This window comes from Enterobacter sp. D2 (genome assembly GCF_034427575.1).
GTDB lineage: Bacteria > Pseudomonadota > Gammaproteobacteria > Enterobacterales > Enterobacteriaceae > Enterobacter > Enterobacter cloacae_M.
Map to the genome: position 1 here is coordinate 767,368 of NZ_JAXQPP010000001.1, position 22,007 is coordinate 789,374.

The window sequence follows — 22,007 nt, forward strand, 5'->3', positions numbered from 1 at the left end:
TTACAAACTCCCCATTCCGCCGTCCACCAGCAGCTCCGTTCCCACCGTGTAGCTCGACTCGTCGGACGCCAGATAGAGCGCGGCTTTTGCCAGCTCCGTCGTCGAGCCCATTCTGCCGAGCGGCACCAGCTTGATGATCTCCGCCATCATCGCGTTAAGCGCCTCCTCGCTTAAGCCCGTTTTGGTAAACGCCGGGGTTTCCACCGGACCGGGGCTCAGGCCGTTGACGCGGATCCCGCGCGGCAGCAGCTCCGCCGACAGCGTGCGCGCCAGCGACAGCAGGGCAGCCTTGCTCGCGGCATACACGCTGCTGGTGGGCAGGCCGATACGCGCGCTCACCGAGCCGCAGAGGATCACCGACGACGGGTTATTCAGCAGCGGCAGCAGCGCCTGAATTAAAAAGAACGGCCCCTTCAGGTTGATGCCCATCAGGCGGTCCCACGCCTCCTCCTGCCAGGCTTCCAGCGGCGCGTGCGTTACGTCGCCGGCGTTGAGAAACACCGCGTCCAGGCGTGGCCAGCGGGCGGCGAGGGTTTCCGCCAGCGCTTTTTGTGAGGCGATATCTCCCGCATCGGTCGGGATCACCCAGGCCTTATCGCCAAGAATACGTTCTGCTTCGGCGAGGGTGTCCGGGTTGCGTCCGGTCACGGCGACGCGCGCGCCTTCGGCGATAAACGCCTGCGCGGTGGCAAGACCGATGCCGCTGGTGCCGCCGGTAATCAGCGTATATTTATCTGTTAAACGACCCATGTTCTTCTCCTGAAATGTCTCTGGAGAAAGCACTATAGAAACGTTAGTATCGAAAGGAAACCAGGTACCAAATGGATACTAAAGAGGCAAGAGGTGTGCTATGGCAGAAATGCTGGAGGTGTGCTGCGAAAAAAAAACTGAGGCGTATACCTGCCCGATGACGCAGTTTGTTAACCTGATTTCCGGTAAATGGGCGATCCCCATTCTCTACCGCCTGATTGTCTTTAACACGCCCGTACGCTTTGGCGATCTGCTGCGGGCTGCTGCCCCCATCACGCAGAAAGAGCTGACGAAGCAGCTGCGCCTGTTTGAGCAGCGCGGGCTGGTGACGCGGACGGTCTACCCGGAGATCCCCCCGCGCGTGGAGTATCAAATCACCGCGCTGGGGTTAACCCTGCAGGACGCACTCTCCCCGCTGGCCGCCTGGATGAGCGAGTACGGCGACCAGCTTGAGCGTTAGGCTACTGTTTTGCGTAGCGCGGTGCCGGAATGCCGGTGCGCGCGCTGTTGAACAGCTCAAGACGCGCCGCTTCGTAGCGATCCCACAGGCCGGCATCATGCATCGGCGGGATGGTGATCGGTTCACCCTGATCCAGACCCGCCAGCGATGCATCCACCATATCGTCGGTGGTCATCACCGATCCTTCCGGCAGATCGTTCACCGTGACGCCCGAATGGCTCCAGATTTCCGTCGCCGTGGCGGCGGGCAGCACAGCCTGAATGCGCACGCTGCTGTCGGCAAATTCTTCCTGTAACCCACGGGTAAAGCTCAACACCCACGCCTTGGTGGCGCTGTAGAGCGCGCTACCGGCGCGGACGTGCAGCGCTAACACCGAGGCGATATTGATCAGCGTGCCGCGATTGTTCTGCGCCAGGCGCGGCAGGATGGCGTAGGTCAGACGCATCAGCGCCGTGGTGTTCAGGGTGTTAATGGCCTGATGCTGCGCCACATCGCCTGCGAGGAACGGCGCCATCTGGGCGGTGCCCGCGTTGTTAATGAGCGTATCAATGGCGGTATTGCTGCGCAGCTCCTCTTCCACGGCGCGGATCCCCTGTTCATCGGTAAGATCGGCCACCAGAATATCGACGGCCACGCCGTAGCGCGCGCGAAGGTCGGCGGCAAGGGTTTTCAGGCGATCTTCGCGACGGGCGACCAGTACCAGGTTAGCGCCGCGCGCGGCAAGGCGATCGGCATAAACGGCACCAATTCCGGAAGAGGCGCCCGTAATCAGGGCGGTGGTGATTTGCGTAGTCATCGTGTGTTACCTCAAGGCAAAGTGGGTTATTTGGTTTCAAGATGAAACTGAATAAACTCTCTGCTATTTGGTTTTATAATGCAACCATATTTGCGAGCATTTTGTGCTTTTGCCGTCGGGAACTATCAGGAGGGGAGTTTCGCCACGATCTCTTCAGGCGTCAGTTCGCGGCCATCGTCGGCGATAAGCGCCAGTTTACGCAGGGGTTTGCGCTGTTCGGTATCGACCAGAACGGTGCCGCATTCGTTTTCAGCAAACAAAAATTCATTCCCCCACTGGGAGAGGGCAACCAGCACCGTTTGCAGGGCGCGCCCCTTCTCGGTCAGGACATACTCCTGCCAGGCGCTGCCGTCGGACGCGGGCTGAAGCCGGAGGATGCCTTCGTCGACCAGCAGTTTTAGCCGCGTGGTCAGCATGTTTTTGGCGATACCAAGGCTTTTCTGGAACTCGCCGAAGCGTTTAATTCCGCGCAGCGCGTCGCGCACGATCAGCAGCGACCACCAGTCGCCGATGATATCCAGCGAACGGGCGACGGGGCAGGTGCTTTCTTCGAGGCGGGTACGTTTCACGGTCAATTCTCCGGTGGGGTGTGGTTTTATTATAAAACTTATTGGTGCACACAGTAAGCACGTTAATCATCAGTTTGAGAAATGCTTCCCGGAAAATTGTCACCAATCTGTCACACTGAAGGCGACATTTTAAAACGAGTGAGGAATTAGGGATGAGAAAAGCACTACTCGCGCTGGCAGTCGCCGGTTCCATTTCAGCAACGTTTGGCGTGCAGGCGCAAGAGACGCCGGAAGGGTATCAGCTGGAGCAAGTTTTAATCATGAGTCGTCACAACCTGCGCGCGCCGCTCGCCAATAACGGCAGCGTGCTGGAGCAGTCCACGCCGAAGCAGTGGCCGGAGTGGGAGGTGCCGGGCGGTCAGCTCACCACCAAGGGCGGCGTGCTGGAAGTCTATATGGGCCATTACATGCGCGAGTGGCTGGCGCAGCAGGGGATGGTGAAGACGGGAGAATGCCCGGCGGCGGATAGCGTTTATGCTTACGCCAACAGTCTGCAGCGTACCGTCGCCACCGCGCAGTTCTTCATCACCGGCGCGTTCCCGGGCTGCGACGTTCCCGTGCATCATCAGGACAAAATGGGCACCATGGATCCCACCTTTAATCCGGTGATTACCGATAACTCGCCGGAATTCCGCGAAAAAGCGCTCAAGGCGATGGAGTCCGAGCGGCAGAAAATGCAGCTTACCGAAAGCTATAAGCTGCTGGAGCAGATGACGAACTACGCCGATTCGCCGTCCTGCAAGGAGAAAAAGGTCTGCTCGCTGGCGGACGCGAAAGATACCTTCAGCGCCGACTATGAAAAAGAGCCTGGCGTATCCGGGCCGCTGAAGGTGGGCAACTCGCTGGTGGATGCGTTCACGCTGCAGTATTACGAAGGCTTCCCGGCCGACCAGGTGGCTTGGGGCGAAATCAAAACCGACCAGCAGTGGCGCGTGCTGTCTAAGCTGAAGAACGGCTATCAGGACTCGCTGTTTACCTCTACCGAGGTGGCGCAAAACGTGGCGAAACCTCTGGTGAAGTACATTGATAAAACGCTGGTCACCGAGCAGGCGAAAGCGCCTAAGATCACCCTGCTGGTGGGGCATGACTCGAACATTGCTTCCCTGCTGACGGCCCTGGATTTCAAACCCTATCAGCTGCACGACCAGCAGGAGCGCACCCCGATTGGCGGCAAGATTGTCTTCCAGCGCTGGCATGACAAAAACGCCAATCAGGAGCTGATGAAAATTGAGTATGTCTACCAGAGTTCAGAGCAGCTGCGTAACGCCAGCGTGCTATCGCTGAAGTCCCCCGCGCAGCGCGTGACGCTGGAGCTGAAAGGCTGCCCGGTGGATGCGAACGGCTTCTGTCCTGTCGATAAATTCAATGCGGTGATGAATAACGCGGCGAAGTAAAGGAGAACCCCCCGCTGCGGCGGGGGGGAACGCTTAGACGTTTTTACGTTCGATGGTTTGCTCGCCCCAGAAGAGCGAGTCTTTATCCGTTTTTTCGAAGGCGCGCACCAGCACCTCATCGTTACCTTCATCCCAAATCTGCTCGGCCAGCTTTTCATCGTATTTCGCGACTTCAAAGATAGCTTCGGCAATCTCCGGAGAGGTGTTGCGTAAACTTGCCCATTCGCCCACGTGGTGAGCTTTGGATTCTTGAGTTGGCATGCTTGTCCTCCTGTTGGGTGTTAGCCGTTCAGTTTTTTGGCCAGACCCGCGACGTATTCACCCTGATAGCGGGCGATAGACAGTTCTTCATTGCTTGGCTGACGTGAGCCATCCCCACCGGCAATGGTGGTTGCGCCGTACGGCGTACCGCCACGCACCTGGGAAATGTCAAACAGCTCCTGGGCGCCGTAGCCAATCGGCACAATCACCATCCCGTGATGAGCAAGGGTAGTCCAGGTTGAGGTAATCGTCTGCTCCTGACCGCCGCCGGTGCCGGTTGAGCTGAATACGCTTGCGAGTTTCCCGTAGAGCGCGCCGGATGCCCAAAGTCCGCCGGTTTGATCGAGGAAGGTGCGCATCTGGCCTGACATATTGCCGAAGCGGGTCGGTGTGCCGAAGATAATGGCATCATAGTCCGCCAGCTCCTGCGGGGTGGCGACCGGGGCGTTTTGCGTTTTCCCCCCGGCTTTCAGGAAGGCTTCCGCCTGCATGGTTTCCGGTACGCGTTTCACCACAACCTCAACGCCATCAACCCTGTTCGCACCTTCTGCTACCGCGTGAGCCATGGTTTCAATGTGTCCATACATGGAATAATAGAGCACCAGAACTTTTGCCATTTTGCATCACTCCTCGTTTGTTTTTTCTGACAGCGGATCGCTGCGCTCATTTAAAGATATGTCATCACGGCCAGACTGCAAAAATGAACGCCATTTCTTTGATTTATAACAATATGGTTACAAAAAGTCTTTGTAGCAAAATGAAACAACTTTTTGGCGGCGGATTTTTGAAATGATAAGAAAGGTTTATGAATCGTCGTCGCGTCATCTCACTCGAAAGGCTGAGTTCATGTTGCAGAATATTACCTGCGGCTTGCCGGATAGCGGCATTTCACTAAGCTTAGTTTCACGCGGCACAGATAAAGGCTCTGTCCTTGTGTCGCGAGGTGAAAGAATCCTCTTTTACTGAATGCGATATGATGTCTAATGTTTCACATTCTGGAGGTTAGAGATGGCAAACCATCGTGGTGGTTCAGGTAATTTCGCAGAAGACCGTGAAAGAGCATCAGAAGCAGGCCGTAAAGGTGGCCAGCATAGCGGGGGCAACTTCAAGAATGACCCGCAACGCGCATCTGAAGCTGGCAAGAAAGGGGGTAAAAACAGCCACGGCAGCAGTAAGTAACACGCCGGGTTGAACCCCTGCCGCCGGGATCTCCCGGCGGTTTTTTTATTTCTGCAACATTGAACTGTAACCAAAGGCAACGCACACTAGAGAATTGATCTTAACCGCGAGTACCGCATGTCTGTCTCACGCTTCAAATTCTCCGTTAAACCGCAGGAAGCCATCCTCATTCTCATCACCATGTTCTGGGGCGGGACGTTTCTGGCCGTTCAGTACGCGGTGACCCTCAGCGATCCGTTCTTTTTTGTTGGCCTGCGCTTTGCGACGGCGGCACTTGCCGTGGGGCTAATTTCGCTTAAAACGCTGCGGGGACTGACGCTGAAAGAACTTAAGGCCGGCGTGGCGATCGGGGTGGCGATAGCGATGGGCTACAGCCTGCAGACGTGGGGATTGCAGACCATCTCCAGCAGTAAATCCGCGTTTATCACCGCCATGTATGTGCCGCTGGTGCCGCTACTGCAGTGGCTGTGCCTGGGGCGGCTGCCGGGGCTAATGTCCTGTATTGGCATCGTGCTGGCGTTTATCGGCCTGATCTTACTGGCCGGGCCGGAAAACAACCTGCTTGCGCTGGGGCCGGGCGAAATCATCACCCTGATTGGGGCTATTGCCATTGCGGCGGAAATTATTCTGATTAGCGCCTGGGCGGGCAAGGTCGACGTCAAACGGGTGACGGTGGTGCAGCTCGCCACGGCGTCGCTGGTGGCGTTTGCGACAATGGTTCCGGCAGGGGAATCCGTGCCGCCGATGTCCACCGGCCTGGTGGTGGTCGCACTGGGGCTGGGTATCTTCAGCGCCATTATTCAGGTCACTATGAACTGGGCGCAGCGCAGCGTATCGCCAACCCGCGCGACGGTGATTTATACCGGCGAACCGGTCTGGGCGGGGATTTTCGGACGCATCGCAGGTGAGCGCTTGCCGCTTCTGGCGCTGGTGGGCGCGGCATTTATTGTCGCCGGGGTGCTGGTGAGCGAGTTAAAGCTCAAACGGAAGAAAAACGCGCTGCCAGAAAATGACAGCGCGGCGTTAAATCAGGAATCCTGATGCACTACGGCGCCCTGCGGCGCGGCGGCCATCCGGCGGCTCAGCAGGGCGTTAAGCAGGATCGCGCCGAAGGTCGCCGTGCCAATCCCACCAATCGTAAAGCCGCCCAGCGTCAGGGCAAAATCACCCGCGCCCAGCACCAGCGTGACCGCCACCATAATCAGGTTGCCGTTCTGGCTGAGATCGACCCGATGCTGCACCCAGATGCGCGCGCCGGCTACGGCGATCAGCCCAAACACCACAATCGATGCCCCGCCGATGACCGGGGACGGAATAGTGTGGATTAGCGCGCCGAACTTCGGTGAGAAGCCGAGCAGCATCGCCATCACCGCCGCCGCCACGAAGACCAGCGTCGAGTAGACCTTGGTCACCGCCATCACGCCGATGTTTTCAGCATAGGTGGTGACGCCGCTGCCGCCTACGGAGCCGGAGAGCATGGTCGCCAGACCGTCACCGACGAACGCGCGGCCCATGTACGGATCCATGCTGCGCCCGGTCATCCCCGCAACCGCTTTCAGGTGGCCTAAGTTCTCCGCCACCAGGATCACCGCCACCGGTGCGATAAGCATCATCGCCTGGGTGTTAAAGGTGGGCGAGGTCACCTTCGGCAGGCCGAACCAGGCGGCCTGGTGGAGCAGCGTAAAGTCAACCGACTTGCCCAGACCGAAAACGTTGGCCAGCAGGGCGTAGACCAGGCAAGCCACGATGAGTCCGACCAGAATCAGCAGCCGCTGAATCATGCCGCGCGTGAACACCGCCACCAGGCCGATGCACAGCACCGTGATCACCGCCATCCAGCTTTCAAACGGCGAGGCGGAGACGCTCCTGACCGCAATTGGCGCGAGGTTGAGGCCTATCGCCATCACCACGGCGCCCGTCACGACGGGAGGCATCATTCGCTCGATCCAGCGCGTGCCGATTTTCATCACCACCAGACCAATCAGGGTGTAGACCAGACCACAGGCGATGATGCCGCCGAGGGCCACGCTCAGGTTGGGGTTGATCCCCTGGCCGTTAAACCCGGTGGTGGCGATGACGACGCCCACAAAGGCGGCGCTGGAGCCGAGATAGCTGGGCACGCGCCCGCCGGTGACGAAAAAGAACAGCAGGGTACCGATACCCGACATCAGAATAGACAGGTTGGGATCGAGTCCCATCAGCATCGGCATCAGCACCGTGGCGCCAAACATGGCGACCGCGTGCTGGACGCCCATCACCATCGTCTGCCCGAGCGGAAGACGTTCATCCGGCGCGACCACGCCTGCTTCTGTGGAGGTCGATTTCAACTGCCAGTGGGGAAATCCGAACATGGTCTGTCTCCTTAAGGCGGGTTAACAGGCGGGTCGCATAAGCGCGTGATAGCCGCGGTCAAACCACACCAGCCCTTGCGGCGCGGGGTGGCGAATAATCGAAATAATGTCGCAAAACAGAATGTCGTGGGTGCCGACGCTCACTACCTGGCTGATGCGGCAGTCAAACGAGGCCAGCGCATCTTCCAGGCGCGGACAGCCCGTGTCGCCCGTCTGCCAGCGTGCGGCGGCAAAGCGTTCCGCCATCGGCGTTTTCCCGCCAAACAGGTTAGATAAAGGCTCCTGTCCGGCGCTCAGGGTATTCACGCAAAGGGTGCGGTTTTCGCTAAACGTTGGCCAGACGGACGCGCCGCGGTTCAGGCACACCAGCAGGGTGGGCGGTGAATCCGTTACGCTGCACACCGCGCTGGCGGTGAAGCCTGCCATCCCCGCCGGGCCGTCGGTGGTGATGATATTGACCGCCGCGCCAACGCAGGCCATGGCGTCGCGAAAGGTTTGTTTATCCGGTGTTGTCATCATCGCTCCTTACGCCAGACCGCAGGCATCCTCGAAGTCCAGGCGCGGCAGACGCCCGTACAGTTTGTTCGTGTCGCCGTAGCCAATATTGATCAGCAGATTGCTTTTAAGCGTCGTGCCGGTGAAAAAGGCTTCGTCGACCTTTTGACGGTCAAAGCCCGACATCGGACCGGTGTCCAGCCCCAGCGCGCGACAGGCGAAGATCAGGTAGGCAGCCTGCAGCGAGCTGTTGCGAAAGGCGGTCTCTTCCGCCAGCGCGGGGCTTGCGGTAAACCAGCTCTTTGCATCGCCGTGCGGGAACAGCTCGGGCAGGCGCTCGTAGAATTCACCGTCCCAGGCGACAATCGCCGTGACCGGGGCGGTGAGCGTTTTCTCGAGGTTGCCGCTGGAGAGCGCCGGGCGCAGCTTCTCTTTTCCCTCCGCGCTTCGCACAAACACAATGCGCGCCGGGGAGCAGTTGGCGGACGTTGGCCCCCATTTCATCAGGTTGTAGATTTCGCGCAGCGTTTCGTCGCTGACGGGCATATTCTGCCAGCCGTTATGGGTGCGGGCGCCGGTGAACAGCGTTTCCAGCGCGGCGGGGGTAATGGCTTCGCTCATTAAAGCTCCTTATAAAGCGGGTTCCGGGCTGTGGAGCAGGCTGGCAAGCCCGTTCAGCAGCAGGGTGTTGAAGGTATCCGGCTCGGTGACGTTGCAGGCATGCCCGCCCTGGCGCATCACCGCGACGTGGCTGTGCGGGATCGCCGCCTGCAGTTCAGACGAGCAAACCGCGGGCACCAGCATGTCGTCGGCGGAGCAGATGATCTGTACCGGGCAGCGAATGCGCGCCGCATGGCGGCTGAAGTCGGCCTTTTTCAGGGCGCTAAGCCTGTGCAGCAGGTTAGTTTTGCCCTGGAAATGGGCCAGCGCCAGCGCTTCTTCGGCCTCAAGACGGGGGGCGCGGGCGGCCATCCAGTCCGCCGGATAGAGAAACAGCGGCTGCGCCTCGACCCACGCCTGTGCGCCGCCGTAATGCAGCAGGCGCTCGCGGACCTGAAAGCAGCGCCGGGTGTGGGCGTTGAGGGTCAACCAGCCGTTAACGCACACCAGCGCGGCGAGAACGTCGGGCCTGTCGAGGGCCAGCTGCAGGCCGACCAGCGCCCCCAGCGCGTGCCCCACGACGCTGTAGCGTTCAATCCCGGCATCCGCCAGCGCCCGGGCCAGCTCGTCCGCCATCTGCGCAAGGCTGTAGTCTTCCGGCAGGGTGGCGGGGTTATTGCCCGTTCCGAGCTGGTCATAGCACACCACCTGATACTCCGGCTCCAGCGCGGCCAGCTGGGGCAGCCAGTAGCTGCCGCTGCCGCCGAGACCGGAAATAAAGACCACCACGGGCGCGCCTTCATACGGGGGCGGCGAGACGGAAAGTTTCATACCTGCCTCACTTCGCGATGTGCGCAACGGTGGCGATTTCAACCAGCGCCTCTGGCTTCACCAGCCCGCACTGAATGCAGAACCGCGCCGGTTTATCGCCGGGGAAGAACTCGGCGTAAATCTCGTTAATCGCGGCGTAGTTTTTCCAGTCGGTGATAAAGATGCTGTTGAAGGTCACATCCTCCATCGTGCCACCCGCCGTTTCGATCACGGTTTTGATCGTCTCCAGCACGTGGCGGGTTTGCGCCTTTGGGTCGTTGATAAACACCACGTTGTTGTCTTTATCAAACGGCAGCGTGCCGGAGACATACACCACGCCGTCGGCGAGTGTGCCGGGGACAAAAGGGGCAATCGGCGTGCTGGTGCCCGGCGGAATAATCACAGATTTTGGCATCAGGTATCTCCTCAGGCGATACGGGCAAGCGGGGGATTCAGGGCGTCGCAGAAATCTGCAACGTTACTGACCCAGCCAAAAAAGGTTTCGATATTGAACAGGGCCGCTTTCTGGGCGAATTCCGGCCCGGCCTGGTGGGTCGCGTCTTCCAGCACCACGCCAAAATACTCGAGGAAAAAGCCGTCGCGCAGGGTCGACTCCACGCAGACGTTGGTGGCGATCCCGGTGAATATCAGATGGCGAATGCCCCGGCTGCGCAGCAGGCTATCGAGCGGCGTGTTGAAAAAGCCGCTGTAGCGCGGTTTGGGCAGGACAATATCGCCCGCCTGCGGTACCAGTTCATCCACCAGCTGATAGTCCCAGCCGCCTTTCGCCAGCAGCTTGCCCTGCAGTTCGGGCCGTTTACGCATGGTTTTCAGGGCGTTCGACTTGTGGAAGTTGGGCGAGCCGGGGCCGCCGGCCTCGACGTACTGGTCATCCCAGCCGTTCTGGAACCAGATGATGAGCATGCCCGCGGCGCGCGCGGCGGCGACGGCGGTTTTAATGTTCTCAATCACCGGCCGGGTGGCGGAGACGTCGAACCCCGCCAGATCCAGATAGCCGCCCTGGCTGGCGTAGGCGTTTTGCATGTCCACCACGATCAGCGCGCTCTGCTGGGGCGCGAAGGTAATAGCTTCCGGGCGTGCGTTAAGGGTCGTCATTACGCCACCTCCTTCGTGACGGCGGGGATGTGGGCGCGGCACTGCATCAGCGGCTGGATGCGTTCGCCGAAGGTCTCCACGCCGGTGAGGAAATCGTCGAAGGTCAGCAGAACGCCTTCCGCACCGGGCACGGCCGCCACTTCGTCCAGCATTCTGGCGACGCTGGCGTACGAGCCGACCAGGGTGCCCATGTTGATATTGACGGCGGAGGTCGGATCGGCCATCTGGCGAACGTTGGTATCTGCCCCGGAGCGGGTATCCTTCTGGCTCTGCTCGGTCAGCCAGCTCAGGGCCTCCTCGTCGGCACCATCCTTATAGCGCTCCCATTTGGCGCGCGCGGCGTCGTCGGTTTCGTCGGCAATGACCATAAACAGCACGTAGGAGCCCACGTCGCGCCCGGTTTTATCGGCGGCCTCTTTCATCCGCGCGGCGGTCGGGGCGAAGGCGGCAGGCGTATTCACCCCTTTACCGAAGCAGAAGTTGAAGTCGGCGTATTTGGCGGAAAATTCCATCCCCGCGTCGCTTTGTCCGGCGCAAATCACCTTCATCGGCACCGACGGCTGCGGGCTGACGCGGCAGTCGTTCATGGTGAAGAAATCGCCCTTGAAATCGCTTTTGCCGGTCCCCCACAGGTCGCGCAGCACCTGCACGTATTCGGTCAGGTAGTCGTAGCGACGCGAGAAGTAGTCGTCACCCGGCCAGAGCCCCATCTGCTCGTACTCCGGTTTTTGCCAGCCGGTGACCAGGTTGACGCCAAAGCGCCCGCCGGAGATCGAGTCGATGGTGGAGGCCATGCGCGCGACGATTGCCGGGGGCAGGGTGAGGGTGGCGGCGGTGGCGTAGATTTGGATCCGCGAGGTGACCGCGGCCAGCCCGGCCATCAGGGTAAAGGACTCCAGGTTGTGGTCCCAGAATTCGGTTTTGCCGCCAAAGCCGCGCAGCTTGATCATCGAAAGCGCAAAGTCGAAATGGTAGTGTTCCGCTTTCTGCACGATGGCTTTATTGAGCTCAAAGGTCGGCATGTATTGCGGTGCAGTGGTCGAGATAAGCCAGCCGTTGTTGCCGATGGGTACAAATACGCCAATTTTCATCACGAACCTCTCTTCATTACGTCGCAGGTGTAACGGTGTTTTTGCAAAGGCAGTGCCAGTTTTTAAAATGGCTGTGTTATTAATGTGTTAATTAGAAGTTGGTGGATTGATGCGGTCAAATGTGGACTAACTGGTCAAAAACATTGCACAGAAAACAGGCATTCATGCGCGATCGGAGTGCAGGGTGTCGTGGGGAGACGGGGGTTTTGCTATGCTGAGGGCAACGCAGAATAAGGAGAGCGGGAATGACACAAGGCGCAGTGAAAACACCAGGTAAACGTTCGCAGGCGGTGAGCGCCAAGAAGCAGGCGATCCTCAGCGCGGCGCTGGAGACTTTTTCGCAGTTTGGTATTCACGGCACGCGCCTGGAGCAGGTGGCGGAGCAGTCCGGCGTATCCAAAACCAATCTGCTTTACTATTACCCGTCGAAAGAGGCGCTCTATGTGGCGGTGATGCAGCAGATCCTCGATATCTGGCTGGCGCCCCTCAAAGCGTTCCGCGCAGAGCTGGCCCCGCTGGTGGCGATCAAAGAGTATATTCGCCTGAAGCTGGAGGTGTCGCGCGATTACCCGCAGGCGTCGCGACTGTTTTGTCTTGAGATGCTGCAGGGCGCGCCGCTGCTGCAGGCGGAATTAACCGGAGATTTAAAACAGCTGGTGGACGATAAGTCGGCCATTATTGCCGGATGGGTCGCCAGCGGAAAGCTGGCCCCGGTCGACCCGCATCATCTGATCTTTATGATTTGGGCCTCCACCCAGCATTACGCTGACTTTGCGGCCCAGGTTGAGGCGGTGACCGGTAAAACGCTCCAGGACGAGGCGTTTTTCCACAGCACTCTGGAAAACGTGCAGCGGATGATTATCGAAGGGATCCGCCTGCGCTAGTTTCCCGGCGGGAGAGGGCAGCTTAAGTCGCCCTCTTCACACTGCATCAGCGAGGCCAGAAACGCTTCGCGCTCCACGGTTTTTTCCGCCAGGCACTGGTTAACAATCATTGGCTGGACGCTCCCGCCTTCTGTCCCCGAACCGATAAAAGCGCAGTCCGCATCGCGCAGGGTAATCCACGCCTGCTGCGCTTTTTTCAGCAGGTCGCGCTGGGGTGCAGCAGCGCGCTTAACGGCGGCCTGATACGTCTGGTTAAGCTTTTTATCGGCAGCCTGGTACTGCTGCGCGCTACAGGTATTCAGTTCAAGCTGGGTGGTCGCGTTGTCGCACTCGTCGGCCAGCGCGCTGGCGCTCAGCAGCAGTGCCGCACTGGCGATAAGATATCGTTTCATATACTCCCCAATAAAATAAGGCTCCGTCTCCGGAGCCTTATTAGCACAGCGTTAGCCTATTGTCATCAGGCTGGCGTTACCGCCTGCTGCCGCCGTGTTGACGCTGAGCGAGCGCTCCACGTACAGACGCTCCAGCAGCAGGTTGGTTTCCCCGCGCGCAAAGCCCTGCACGGAAACGATGGCACCGCTGCGGGCCGCCACCTGCTCGCAGAGTTCACGCAGCTGATCGGAATCACCGTGGTAGATCACCGCATCAAACGGCTGGGTTAGCAGGTTATCGGCTTTCGCGAAGCGAATGCGGGCCGAGACCGCCTTCGGCAGCTGTTTGGCGAGATCGCGATGCAGGGCATCTTCCGGCCACAGCACTTCACAGCCGGTTGCCATGGCGGCGGCCAGCTGCACCAGCGCGTCCTGCTCGTTATCGGCCACGCACAGCACGCGCTCGCGCGGCATCAGCGTCCAGGTGTTGCGCTCGCCGGTTGGACTCGGCAGCAGACGCTGCGTGCCCGCCTGCGCCAGCTCGCCGTACTGCTTCGCGACGGCACGCAGTTCAGGGCGTTTTTCCGCCCAGGCGATCAGCGCCTCCAGCGGCTGGGTCAGCACGGTTTTCAGCTGCGCATCCACCGGATAGTCCGCATCCTGGCGTGCCAGGGTGACGCCCAGGGCGTTCTCCGGACGGTTAGCCAGCAGACGGTACAGGTAGAGCGGACCGCCCGCTTTCGGACCGGTGCCGGAAAGGCCTTCGCCGCCGAACGGCTGCACGCCCACGACCGCTCCGACCATGTTGCGGTTGACGTACAGGTTGCCCACTTTGGCGCTGTCGGTCACCTGCGCGATAGTCTCGTCGATACGGGTATGCACGCCGAGCGTCAGGCCATAGCCGGAGGCGTTGATCTGCTCAACCAGCTCGTTCAGGTTGTTACGGTTGTAGCGCACCACGTGCAGCACCGGGCCGAAGACCTCTTTTTTCAGCTCGTCGAAGCTTGCCAGCTCAATCAGCGTTGGCGGCACAAAGGTGCCGGTCCGCCATTCGCGGGCATCTTCGCTGTTCTCGCGCACCGCCTGGAACACCGGACGGCCTTTCGCGCGCATGGTCTGAATGTGGTTTTCGATGTTGGCTTTGGCTTCCGCGTCGATCACCGGCCCGATGTCGGTGGTGAGACGGCCCGGGTTGCCCATGCGGCATTCGGCCATCGCGCCGCGCAGCATCTTCAGCGTGTGGTCCGCCACGTCGTCCTGCAGGCACAGCACGCGCAGGGCGGAGCAGCGCTGACCGGCGCTGTCGAACGCGGAGGCCAGCACGTCGACCACCACCTGCTCGGTGAGCGCGGAGGAGTCAACGATCATGGCGTTCATCCCGCCGGTTTCCGCGATGAGCGGCGTAGGACGGCCCTGCGCATCCAGACGGGTGGCAATATTGCGCTGCAGCAGCGACGCCACTTCGGTCGAACCGGTAAACATCACGCCGCGCACGCGGTTGTCGGAGGTCAGTTTGGCACCGACCGTTTCACCGCGGCCCGGCAGCAGCTGGACCACGCCCGCCGGCACGCCGGCTTCCAGAAGAATATTGATGCCCTGCGCGGCAATCAGCGGGGTCTGCTCTGCCGGTTTTGCCAGCACGCTGTTGCCTGCGGCCAGCGCGGCGGCAATCTGGCCGGTGAAGATCGCCAGTGGGAAGTTCCACGGGCTGATACAGACTACCGGGCCGAGCGGACGGTGGGTTTCGTTATCGAAATCATCGCGCACCTGACCGGCGTAGTAGTGCAGGAAGTCGACGGCCTCGCGCACTTCGGCAATCGCGTTGCTGAAGGTTTTACCCGCCTCGCGCACCAGAATGCCGATGAGCGACTGCATCTGATCTTCCATCAGCACCGCTGCACGCTCCAGAATCGCGGCGCGCTCCTGCGGCGGCGTGGCGAACCAGATAGGGGCGTTGTTCACCGCGCTGTCCAGCGCCTGATCCACTTCCGCTTCGGTCGCTTCACGCGCGTAGCCGACGATATCCTTCGGCTCGGCCGGGTTGATCACCGGCTGCATTTCGCCGTCTGCAACGGGCTGCTCCAGCATCGGTTTGGCCTGCCACTTCTGCAGCGCGCTGTTGAGCAGGGCAGAGGAGAGGGACGCCAGACGGTGTTCGTTGGCGAGATCCAGACCCGCCGAGTTGACGCGGCCTTTGCCGTACAGCTCGCGCGGCAGGGCAATCTTCGGATGCGGCAGGCCAACCTGGCCTTCCTGCGCCGCCATCTTCTCAACGGCCTGCACCGGATCGGCCACCAGCTCGTCCAGCGGCAGGGTGGTGTCGGCGATGCGGTTAACGAAGGAGGTGTTCGCGCCGTTTTCCAGCAGACGACGCACCAGGTACGCCAGCAGGGTTTCGTGCGTTCCCACCGGAGCATAGATTCGGCATGGGCGGTTCAGCTTGCCGTCCGCCACTTTACCGGTGACCTGCTCGTACAGCGGTTCACCCATGCCGTGCAGGCACTGGAACTCGTACTGGCCCGGGTAGTAGTTTTGCCCGGCCAGGCTGTAGATCGCCGCCAGGGTGTGGGCGTTGTGGGTAGCGAACTGCGGATAGATCAGGTTCGGCACGCCGAGCAGTTTTTTCGCACAGGCGAGGTAAGAGACGTCGGTGTAGACCTTGCGGGTATAGACCGGGTAGCCTTCCAGCCCTTCCATCTGGGCGCGTTTGATTTCGCTGTCCCAGTAGGCCCCTTTCACCAGGCGGATCATCAGGCGACGGCGGCTGCGGCTGGCCAGGTCAATCAGGTAATCAATGACGAACGGGCAGCGCTTCTGGTAGGCCTGAATAACGAAGCCAATGCCGTTCCATCCCGCCAGCTCCGGCTCGAAGCACAGTTTTTCCAGCAGGTCGAGGGAGATCTCCAGACGGTCGGCCTCTTCGGCGTCGATGTTAATGCCGATGTCATACTGGCGCGCCAGCAGGGTCAGGGACTTCAGGCGCGGGTAGAGTTCTTCCATCACACGGTCGTACTGCGCGCGGCTGTAGCGCGGGTGCAGGGCAGAAAGCTTGATAGAGATGCCCGGGCCTTCATAAATGCCGCGACCGTTGGACGCTTTACCGATGGCGTGGATCGCCTGCTGGTAAGAGACCATATAGGCCTGCGCGTCGGCGGCGGTCAGGGCCGCTTCGCCCAGCATGTCGTACGAGTAGCGGAAACCTTTATCTTCCAGCTTGCGTGCGTTCGCCAGCGCTTCGGCAATGGTTTCCCCGGTGACGAACTGTTCGCCCATCAGGCGCATTGCCATGTCCACGCCTTTACGGATCAGCGGCTCGCCGCTCTTGCCGATGATGCGGTTCAGAGAGCGGGAGAGGTTGGCTTCGTTATGGGTGGAGACCAGTTTGCCGGTAAACAGCAGGCCCCAGGTGGCGGCGTTGACGAACAGCGACGGGCTACGGCCAATATGGGAATGCCAGTTGCCGTTGCTGATCTTGTCGCGGATCAGCGCGTCGCGGGTGGCTTTATCCGGAATACGCAGCAGCGCTTCCGCCAGACACATCAGCGCCACGCCTTCCTGAGAGGAGAGGGAAAACTCCTGCAGCAGACCCTGAACCATCCCGGCGCGGCCGGTGGCGGTTTTCTGGTTGCGCAGCTTGTCGGCTAACTGATACGCCAGGCTGTGCGCCTGTGCGGCAATGGCTTCCGGCAGGCGGGCCTGCTCCAGCAGCATCGGCACGGCGTCGGTTTCGGCACGGCGCCAGGCGCCGGTAATGGCGGCACGGCTGACGGACTGCGGCAGGATCTGCTCGGCAAATTCAAGGAACGGCTGATGGTTCTCGTCGCCAGCGGCCGGGGCTTCTTCGCTTTCATTCGCCGCGCCGGCCAGCAGGGCAGGCAGTTCCGGCAGGCCCTCATCGCTCTCGAGTCTTTCGAGATAGTTAAAAATCGCCTGCTTGATTAACCAGTGCGGCGTGCGGTCAATGCGGGTTGCTGCGGTCTTAATCCGTTCGCGGGTTGCGTCATCCAGCTTAACCCCCATGGTGGTCATACCCATGCCAAAGCTCCTGTTGTTCTGTAATAGCGTTCTGTAGATAGCGTGAAATATCCCCTATGTTGCAACTTTGTGCAACCGTGTTAAATGTGACCTGGTTTGCAACCCGGAAAATGAATGGATTGTTAACGAATGGTTAGCTGGGAAAACGCGCTGGCTTTTGTGCGCGAGGCCTGGTTTTATGCGGTAGTTAACACTTTTCAAAGGTGCAACCCGTAAAAGCGTGAGCGAGTGCAACCTATAGGAAACTCGTATCAAACCGGGGATGAAATTGATGTAAATGCAGTGTTAAATCGTTTGTCAGCGGAAGGCGCATACGGCAGGATAGCGCGCCCAACCGAAACACAAGATACATTCACCTCGTTCCGGTGATCATATAACAAGGCAGCCCGGATGGTTGTCGCTCGACATTTTGGAGAATTTGAATGGCTATTAGCACACCGATGCTGGTGACATTTCTCGTTTATATTTTTGGCATGATCCTGATAGGGTTTTTGGCGTGGCGTTCTACAAAGAACTTTGACGACTACATTCTGGGCGGACGCAGTTTAGGCCCGATGGTGACCGCACTCTCTGCGGGCGCCTCCGACATGAGCGGCTGGCTGCTGATGGGGCTGCCCGGCGCGATTTTCATCTCCGGTATCTCTGAAAGCTGGATCGCCATCGGCCTGACCGTCGGCGCGTGGATCAACTGGAAGCTGGTGGCAGGCCGTCTGCGCGTGCATACCGAGGCCAACAACAACGCCCTGACGCTGCCGGATTACTTCACCGGACGTTTTGAAGATAACAGCCGCATCCTGCGCATTATCTCTGCGGTAGTTATCCTGCTGTTCTTCACCATCTACTGCGCCTCCGGCATCGTGGCCGGCGCGCGTCTGTTCGAAAGCACCTTCGGCATGAGCTACGAAACCGCCCTGTGGGCCGGTGCGGCGGCGACCATCCTCTATACCTTCGTGGGCGGGTTCCTGGCGGTAAGCTGGACCGACACCGTGCAGGCGAGCCTGATGATCTTCGCCCTGATCCTGACCCCGGTGATTGTGATTTTCACCGTTGGCGGCTTTGGCGAATCGCTGGAAGTGATCAAGCAGAAGAGCATCGAAAACGTCGACATGCTGAAAGGGCTGAACTTCGTAGCCATCGTCTCCCTGATGGGCTGGGGCCTGGGCTACTTCGGTCAGCCGCATATCCTGGCGCGCTTTATGGCGGCGGATTCTCACCACACCATCGTTCATGCCCGTCGCATCAGTATGACGTGGATGATCCTGTGTCTGGCAGGCGCGTGTGCGGTCGGCTTCTTCGGCATCGCGTACTTCAACAACAACCCGGCGCAGGCAGGCGCGGTCAACCAGAACGCCGAGCGCGTGTTCATCGAGCTGGCGCAAATTCTGTTTAACCCGTGGATTGCCGGTATTCTGCTCTCCGCAATCCTGGCGGCGGTGATGTCTACCCTGAGCTGCCAGCTGCTGGTCTGCTCCAGTGCGATCACCGAAGACCTTTACAAAGCCTTTCTGCGTAAAAACGCGAGCCAGAAAGAGCTGGTGTGGGTAGGACGCTTTATGGTGCTGCTGGTGGCGCTGATTGCCATCGCGCTGGCGGCCAACCCGGAAAACCGCGTGCTGGGCCTCGTGAGCTACGCGTGGGCGGGCTTCGGTGCGGCGTTTGGTCCGGTAGTGCTGTTCTCCGTCATGTGGTCACGTATGACCCGTAACGGCGCGCTGGCGGGGATGATCATTGGTGCGGTGACCGTTATCGTCTGGAAACAGTTCGCATGGCTGGGCCTGTACGAAATCATTCCGGGCTTCATCTTCGGCAGCATCGGCATCGTGGTGTTCAGCCTGCTGGGTAAAGCCCCGTCTGCCTCCATGCAGAAACGCTTTGCTGAAGCCGACGCGCATTACCACACTGCGCCGCCGTCTAAGCTCCAGGCAGAATAATTATTCTCGCTGCACAATGCAGGCCGGGTGAGCGCAAGCGCACCCGGCTTTTTTCTTGCCAAAATCCGTCATTTCCTGTGATATCCATGTGCTTATAACAATGAGGATAGCGAAGCATGACAATCAAAACAGGGGTAATGGCAGCAGCATTATTGATGCTCGCTGGCTGCACGACGCCATCGCAGCAGGCGGCGGTAGAGACCTGCAAAGCGGATAACCAGATGCAGCAAACCACGCTCTATTTCGGCTTAAATCGTCCTGCCGGGGCGCAGATCACCAGCAACGAGTGGCAGCAGTTTGTTGACCAGGACGTGACGCCGCGTTTCCGCGATGGCTTAACGGTGTTTGACGCGCGCGGGCAGTGGCTGGGGAACGACGGGAAAGTGGCGCGCGAACCCAGCAAAGCATTAATGCTGATCCACGGTAAAGATGCGCTGAGCGAGAAGAACATCGAAGCGTTGCGCGGGATTTATAAATCACGCTTCGCGCAGGAGTCGGTGATGCGCGTCGACCAGCCGGTGTGCGTGCAGTTCTAATAAAAACGGCGGGAAATCCCGCCGTTGCTGTATCGTAGGCCCGTGCAAGCGAAGCGCCGCCGGGCAAAAACACTTACAACACCAACCCCGCAAAGCTCGCCGACAGCAGGCTCACCAGCGTCGCGCCGTACACCAGACGCAGACCAAACCGCGACACCACGTTCCCCTGCTGCTCGTTCAGGCCCTTAATCGCCCCCGCCACAATGCCGATGGACGCGAAGTTCGCGAAGGACACCAGGAAGACGGATAAGATGCCCAGCCCGCGAGGAGACATCTGATGCGCGATTTTTTGCAGCTCAATCATCGCCACAAATTCATTCGCCACCAGCTTGGTCGCCATAATACTGCCCGCGTTCAGGGCGTCACTCAGCGGAATACCAATAAGCCATGCCAGCGGATAAAACACATAGCCCAAAATCTGCTGGAAGCTCATGCCAAATACGCTGGAGAAGAGGGCGTTAACGGCGCTAATAAGCGCGATAAAGCCAATCAGCATGGCCAGAATAATCATCGCCACCTTAAAACCGGCCAGAATATACTCGCCGAGCATTTCGAAGAAGCTCTGCGATTCATGCAGTTTTTCCAGCTTGATATCCGGCTCCGCTTCCGGGCGCGCCGGGTTGATAACGGAGAGAATAATAAAGGTGCTGAACATGTTCAGAATCAGCGCCGCGACGACAAATTTGGCGTCGAGCATGGTCATATAGGCGCCGACAATCGACAGGGAGACCGTCGACATTGCCGTGGCCGCCATGGTGAAGAGACGGCGAGAGGAGAGATCGCCCAGCACGCCTTTGTAGGCAATGAAGTTTTCCGACTGGCCGAGGATCAGCGAACTCACCGCGTTAAAGGATTCCAGCTTGCCCATACCGTTCAGTTTTGACAGCAGCGTGCCGATGACCCGAATAAAAATCGGCAGGATCCGCCAGTGCTGAAGAATACCAATCAGCGCGGAAATAAAAATAATTGGGCAAAGCACGCCGAGGAAAATGAACGCCAGCCCTTTTTCCCCCATTCCGCCAAAGACGAAATTGGTCCCTTCACCGGCAAATTTAAGCAGTGACTCAAAAAATCCCGAGACGTATTTAATCAGGAATAACCCGCTTTCGGCGTGCAGGAAAAAGAACGCCAGGGCAATCTCAATGACAATAAGCTGTAAAACATAACGAATGCGAATTTTTCGGCGGTCGAAACTCACCAGCCAGGCGAGCGCAAGAATAATCACCAGCGCCAGCAGGAAATGGACAATCTTAAACATGGTTTATTTTCAGTTGGTTTTTGAGAAGGATATTTAGCCACAGCGCTGGTTAACCGTAAATGGGCAATTTTATTATAACTTATAAACTTAACGGTAACGTCGGCAACTATTAACAGGCTTTGCGTTTACAACTCGTCATCAAAACACCACACATTTCGCTTGTGTTTCTTTTCGCCGTAATGATAATCACTATCACAAGAATTTACCTTTCTTTGCATCAGTTGACCGCGATAAACATTTAAGGTGTCGGCATGTTTGTTCCATTTCTCATTATGTTACGTGAAGGGCTCGAAGCTGCCCTCATCGTGAGCCTCATCGCCAGTTATCTGAAGCGAACTCAGCGCGGACGCTGGATTGGCGTCATGTGGGTCGGGGTATTCCTTGCCGCGGCGCTCTGTCTGGGCCTCGGTATCCTCATCAACGAAACCAGCGGGGAATTCCCGCAGAAAGAGCAGGAGCTGTTTGAGGGGATCGTCGCCGTAATTGCGGTGGTGATCCTTACCTGGATGGTGTTCTGGATGCGTAAAGTCTCGCGCAACGTGAAGGTGCAGCTGGAGCAGGCGGTGGATAACGCGCTGCAAAAGGGCAATAACCACGGCTGGGCGCTCATTATGATGGTCTTTTTCGCCGTCGCGCGTGAAGGCCTGGAGTCTGTTTTCTTCCTGCTGGCGGCGTTTCAGCAGGATGTGGGGATCTGGCCGCCGCTGGGTGCCGTGATGGGCCTCGCCACGGCCGTGGTGCTCGGGTTCCTGCTCTACTGGGGCGGTATCCGCCTGAACCTGGGCGCCTTCTTCAAGTGGACCAGCCTGTTTATTCTGCTGGTGGCGGCAGGGCTGGCGGCAGGGGCGATTCGCGCCTTCCATGAAGCGGGCCTGTGGAACCACTTCCAGGACGTGGCGTTTGACCTCAGCAACGTTCTCTCCACCCATTCTCTGACCGGCACCCTGCTTGAAGGTATCTTCGGCTATCAGGAAACGCCGAGCGTCAGCGAAGTGGCGATGTACTTTATCTATCTGGTTCCGGCGCTGGTGCTGTTCGCAATGCCGCCGCGTACCGGCACGCAGGCGTCGCGCGTTGCGCCGTAATCTTTGATTTAGTTACAACATACTTATAAAGGGAA

General features: G+C 59.2%; 23 protein-coding genes. 8 read left to right on the forward strand and 15 right to left on the reverse strand.

Translation table 11 applies throughout. The annotated features are described in order from the left end of the window. The gene (locus SPG90_RS03580) at positions 1-750 is read right to left on the reverse strand and encodes an SDR family oxidoreductase (RefSeq protein WP_047173167.1); all 750 of its coding nucleotides are present in this window, start codon (positions 748-750) and stop codon (positions 1-3) included. A 100-nt stretch (positions 751-850) separates the two neighbouring features. Between SPG90_RS03580 and SPG90_RS03585 the strand changes: the two genes are divergently transcribed. Then, positions 851-1,210: a winged helix-turn-helix transcriptional regulator gene (locus tag SPG90_RS03585; protein WP_033145157.1), complete on the forward strand. Its 360-nt coding sequence runs from the start codon at positions 851-853 to the stop codon at positions 1,208-1,210. Between the two features lies 1 nt (position 1,211). Here the strand turns inward: SPG90_RS03585 and SPG90_RS03590 are convergent, their stop codons facing one another. Continuing rightward, a complete protein-coding gene (locus SPG90_RS03590) occupies positions 1,212-2,006 on the reverse strand; it encodes an SDR family NAD(P)-dependent oxidoreductase (RefSeq protein WP_023311073.1) in 795 nt (264 codons plus the stop codon). A 125-nt stretch (positions 2,007-2,131) separates the two neighbouring features. Beyond that, positions 2,132-2,575 carry a winged helix-turn-helix transcriptional regulator gene (locus SPG90_RS03595; protein ID WP_047173168.1) on the reverse strand — a complete coding sequence of 148 codons (444 nt, stop codon included), beginning with the start codon at positions 2,573-2,575 and terminating at the stop codon, positions 2,132-2,134. 152 nt (positions 2,576-2,727) lie between these two features. On the opposite strand from SPG90_RS03595, the gene agp reads away from it, so the two are divergent. After that, on the forward strand, positions 2,728-3,969 hold the full coding sequence (gene agp / locus SPG90_RS03600; RefSeq protein WP_045401775.1) for a bifunctional glucose-1-phosphatase/inositol phosphatase: 1,242 nt from the start codon (positions 2,728-2,730) through the stop codon (positions 3,967-3,969). A 33-nt stretch (positions 3,970-4,002) separates the two neighbouring features. Here agp and SPG90_RS03605 read toward each other — a convergent pair whose 3' ends face one another. Continuing rightward, complete coding sequence (locus SPG90_RS03605) at positions 4,003-4,230, reverse strand: YccJ family protein (RefSeq protein ID WP_322407935.1); 228 nt, start codon at positions 4,228-4,230, stop codon at positions 4,003-4,005. Between the two features lie 20 nt (positions 4,231-4,250). Then, the gene (wrbA, locus tag SPG90_RS03610; RefSeq protein WP_023311076.1) at positions 4,251-4,847 is read right to left on the reverse strand and encodes an NAD(P)H:quinone oxidoreductase; all 597 of its coding nucleotides are present in this window, start codon (positions 4,845-4,847) and stop codon (positions 4,251-4,253) included. 391 nt (positions 4,848-5,238) lie between these two features. Between wrbA and SPG90_RS03615 the strand changes: the two genes are divergently transcribed. Both SPG90_RS03615 and SPG90_RS03620 read left to right on the forward strand, forming a co-directional pair. Beyond that, a complete protein-coding gene (locus SPG90_RS03615) occupies positions 5,239-5,409 on the forward strand; it encodes a general stress protein (protein WP_023311077.1) in 171 nt (56 codons plus the stop codon). A gap of 117 nt (positions 5,410-5,526) precedes the next feature. Continuing rightward, complete coding sequence (locus SPG90_RS03620) at positions 5,527-6,450, forward strand: DMT family transporter (protein ID WP_063439637.1); 924 nt, start codon at positions 5,527-5,529, stop codon at positions 6,448-6,450. Here SPG90_RS03620 and rutG read toward each other — a convergent pair. From rutG to rutA, 7 genes are read right to left on the reverse strand one after another with little or no spacing between them, the layout of a single operon-like run. Further along, on the reverse strand, positions 6,438-7,760 hold the full coding sequence (gene rutG / locus SPG90_RS03625; protein WP_322407936.1) for a pyrimidine utilization transport protein G: 1,323 nt from the start codon (positions 7,758-7,760) through the stop codon (positions 6,438-6,440). The genes SPG90_RS03620 and rutG overlap by 13 nt on opposite strands. Positions 7,761-7,781: 21 nt before the next feature. Continuing rightward, on the reverse strand, positions 7,782-8,276 hold the full coding sequence (gene rutF / locus SPG90_RS03630; protein ID WP_023311082.1) for an NADH-dependent FMN reductase RutF: 495 nt from the start codon (positions 8,274-8,276) through the stop codon (positions 7,782-7,784). Between the two features lie 9 nt (positions 8,277-8,285). Next, positions 8,286-8,876 carry a malonic semialdehyde reductase gene (locus SPG90_RS03635; RefSeq protein ID WP_045401786.1) on the reverse strand — a complete coding sequence of 197 codons (591 nt, stop codon included), beginning with the start codon at positions 8,874-8,876 and terminating at the stop codon, positions 8,286-8,288. Between the two features lie 9 nt (positions 8,877-8,885). Next, positions 8,886-9,686 carry a pyrimidine utilization protein D gene (gene rutD, locus SPG90_RS03640; protein ID WP_322407937.1) on the reverse strand — a complete coding sequence of 267 codons (801 nt, stop codon included), beginning with the start codon at positions 9,684-9,686 and terminating at the stop codon, positions 8,886-8,888. 7 nt (positions 9,687-9,693) lie between these two features. After that, positions 9,694-10,080 (reverse strand): pyrimidine utilization protein C, encoded by a 387-nt coding sequence (gene rutC / locus SPG90_RS03645; protein ID WP_010429508.1) that lies wholly within the window; start codon positions 10,078-10,080, stop codon positions 9,694-9,696. Between the two features lie 11 nt (positions 10,081-10,091). Next, a complete protein-coding gene (gene rutB / locus SPG90_RS03650; protein ID WP_023311085.1) occupies positions 10,092-10,781 on the reverse strand; it encodes a pyrimidine utilization protein B in 690 nt (229 codons plus the stop codon). Further along, positions 10,781-11,872, reverse strand: a complete 1,092-nt coding sequence (rutA, locus tag SPG90_RS03655; protein ID WP_023617762.1) for a pyrimidine utilization protein A — start codon at positions 11,870-11,872, stop codon at positions 10,781-10,783. The genes rutB and rutA overlap by 1 nt, the downstream gene beginning before the upstream one ends. Before the next feature lie 245 nt (positions 11,873-12,117). Here rutA and rutR point away from each other — a divergent pair, with 245 nt between their 5' ends. Beyond that, complete coding sequence (rutR, locus tag SPG90_RS03660; protein WP_023311087.1) at positions 12,118-12,756, forward strand: HTH-type transcriptional regulator RutR; 639 nt, start codon at positions 12,118-12,120, stop codon at positions 12,754-12,756. On the opposite strand, the gene SPG90_RS03665 is transcribed toward rutR, so the two are convergent. Continuing rightward, complete coding sequence (locus SPG90_RS03665; RefSeq protein ID WP_045401798.1) at positions 12,753-13,148, reverse strand: lysozyme inhibitor LprI family protein; 396 nt, start codon at positions 13,146-13,148, stop codon at positions 12,753-12,755. The genes rutR and SPG90_RS03665 overlap by 4 nt on opposite strands. Before the next feature lie 51 nt (positions 13,149-13,199). Beyond that, positions 13,200-17,162 carry a trifunctional transcriptional regulator/proline dehydrogenase/L-glutamate gamma-semialdehyde dehydrogenase gene (gene putA, locus SPG90_RS03670; RefSeq protein WP_322407938.1) on the reverse strand — a complete coding sequence of 1,321 codons (3,963 nt, stop codon included), beginning with the start codon at positions 17,160-17,162 and terminating at the stop codon, positions 13,200-13,202. A gap of 422 nt (positions 17,163-17,584) precedes the next feature. On the opposite strand from putA, the gene putP reads away from it, so the two are divergent. After that, positions 17,585-19,093 carry a sodium/proline symporter PutP gene (putP, locus tag SPG90_RS03675; RefSeq protein ID WP_023311090.1) on the forward strand — a complete coding sequence of 503 codons (1,509 nt, stop codon included), beginning with the start codon at positions 17,585-17,587 and terminating at the stop codon, positions 19,091-19,093. Between the two features lie 116 nt (positions 19,094-19,209). Continuing rightward, the gene (locus SPG90_RS03680; protein WP_047742239.1) at positions 19,210-19,629 is read left to right on the forward strand and encodes a DUF3574 domain-containing protein; all 420 of its coding nucleotides are present in this window, start codon (positions 19,210-19,212) and stop codon (positions 19,627-19,629) included. A gap of 73 nt (positions 19,630-19,702) precedes the next feature. Here SPG90_RS03680 and SPG90_RS03685 read toward each other — a convergent pair whose 3' ends face one another. Further along, positions 19,703-20,887: a NupC/NupG family nucleoside CNT transporter gene (locus SPG90_RS03685; protein WP_045354577.1), complete on the reverse strand. Its 1,185-nt coding sequence runs from the start codon at positions 20,885-20,887 to the stop codon at positions 19,703-19,705. 251 nt (positions 20,888-21,138) lie between these two features. On the opposite strand from SPG90_RS03685, the gene efeU reads away from it, so the two are divergent. Continuing rightward, positions 21,139-21,972 (forward strand): iron uptake transporter permease EfeU, encoded by an 834-nt coding sequence (gene efeU, locus SPG90_RS03690; protein ID WP_322407939.1) that lies wholly within the window; start codon positions 21,139-21,141, stop codon positions 21,970-21,972. The last annotated feature ends 35 nt before the right edge of the window (positions 21,973-22,007 follow it).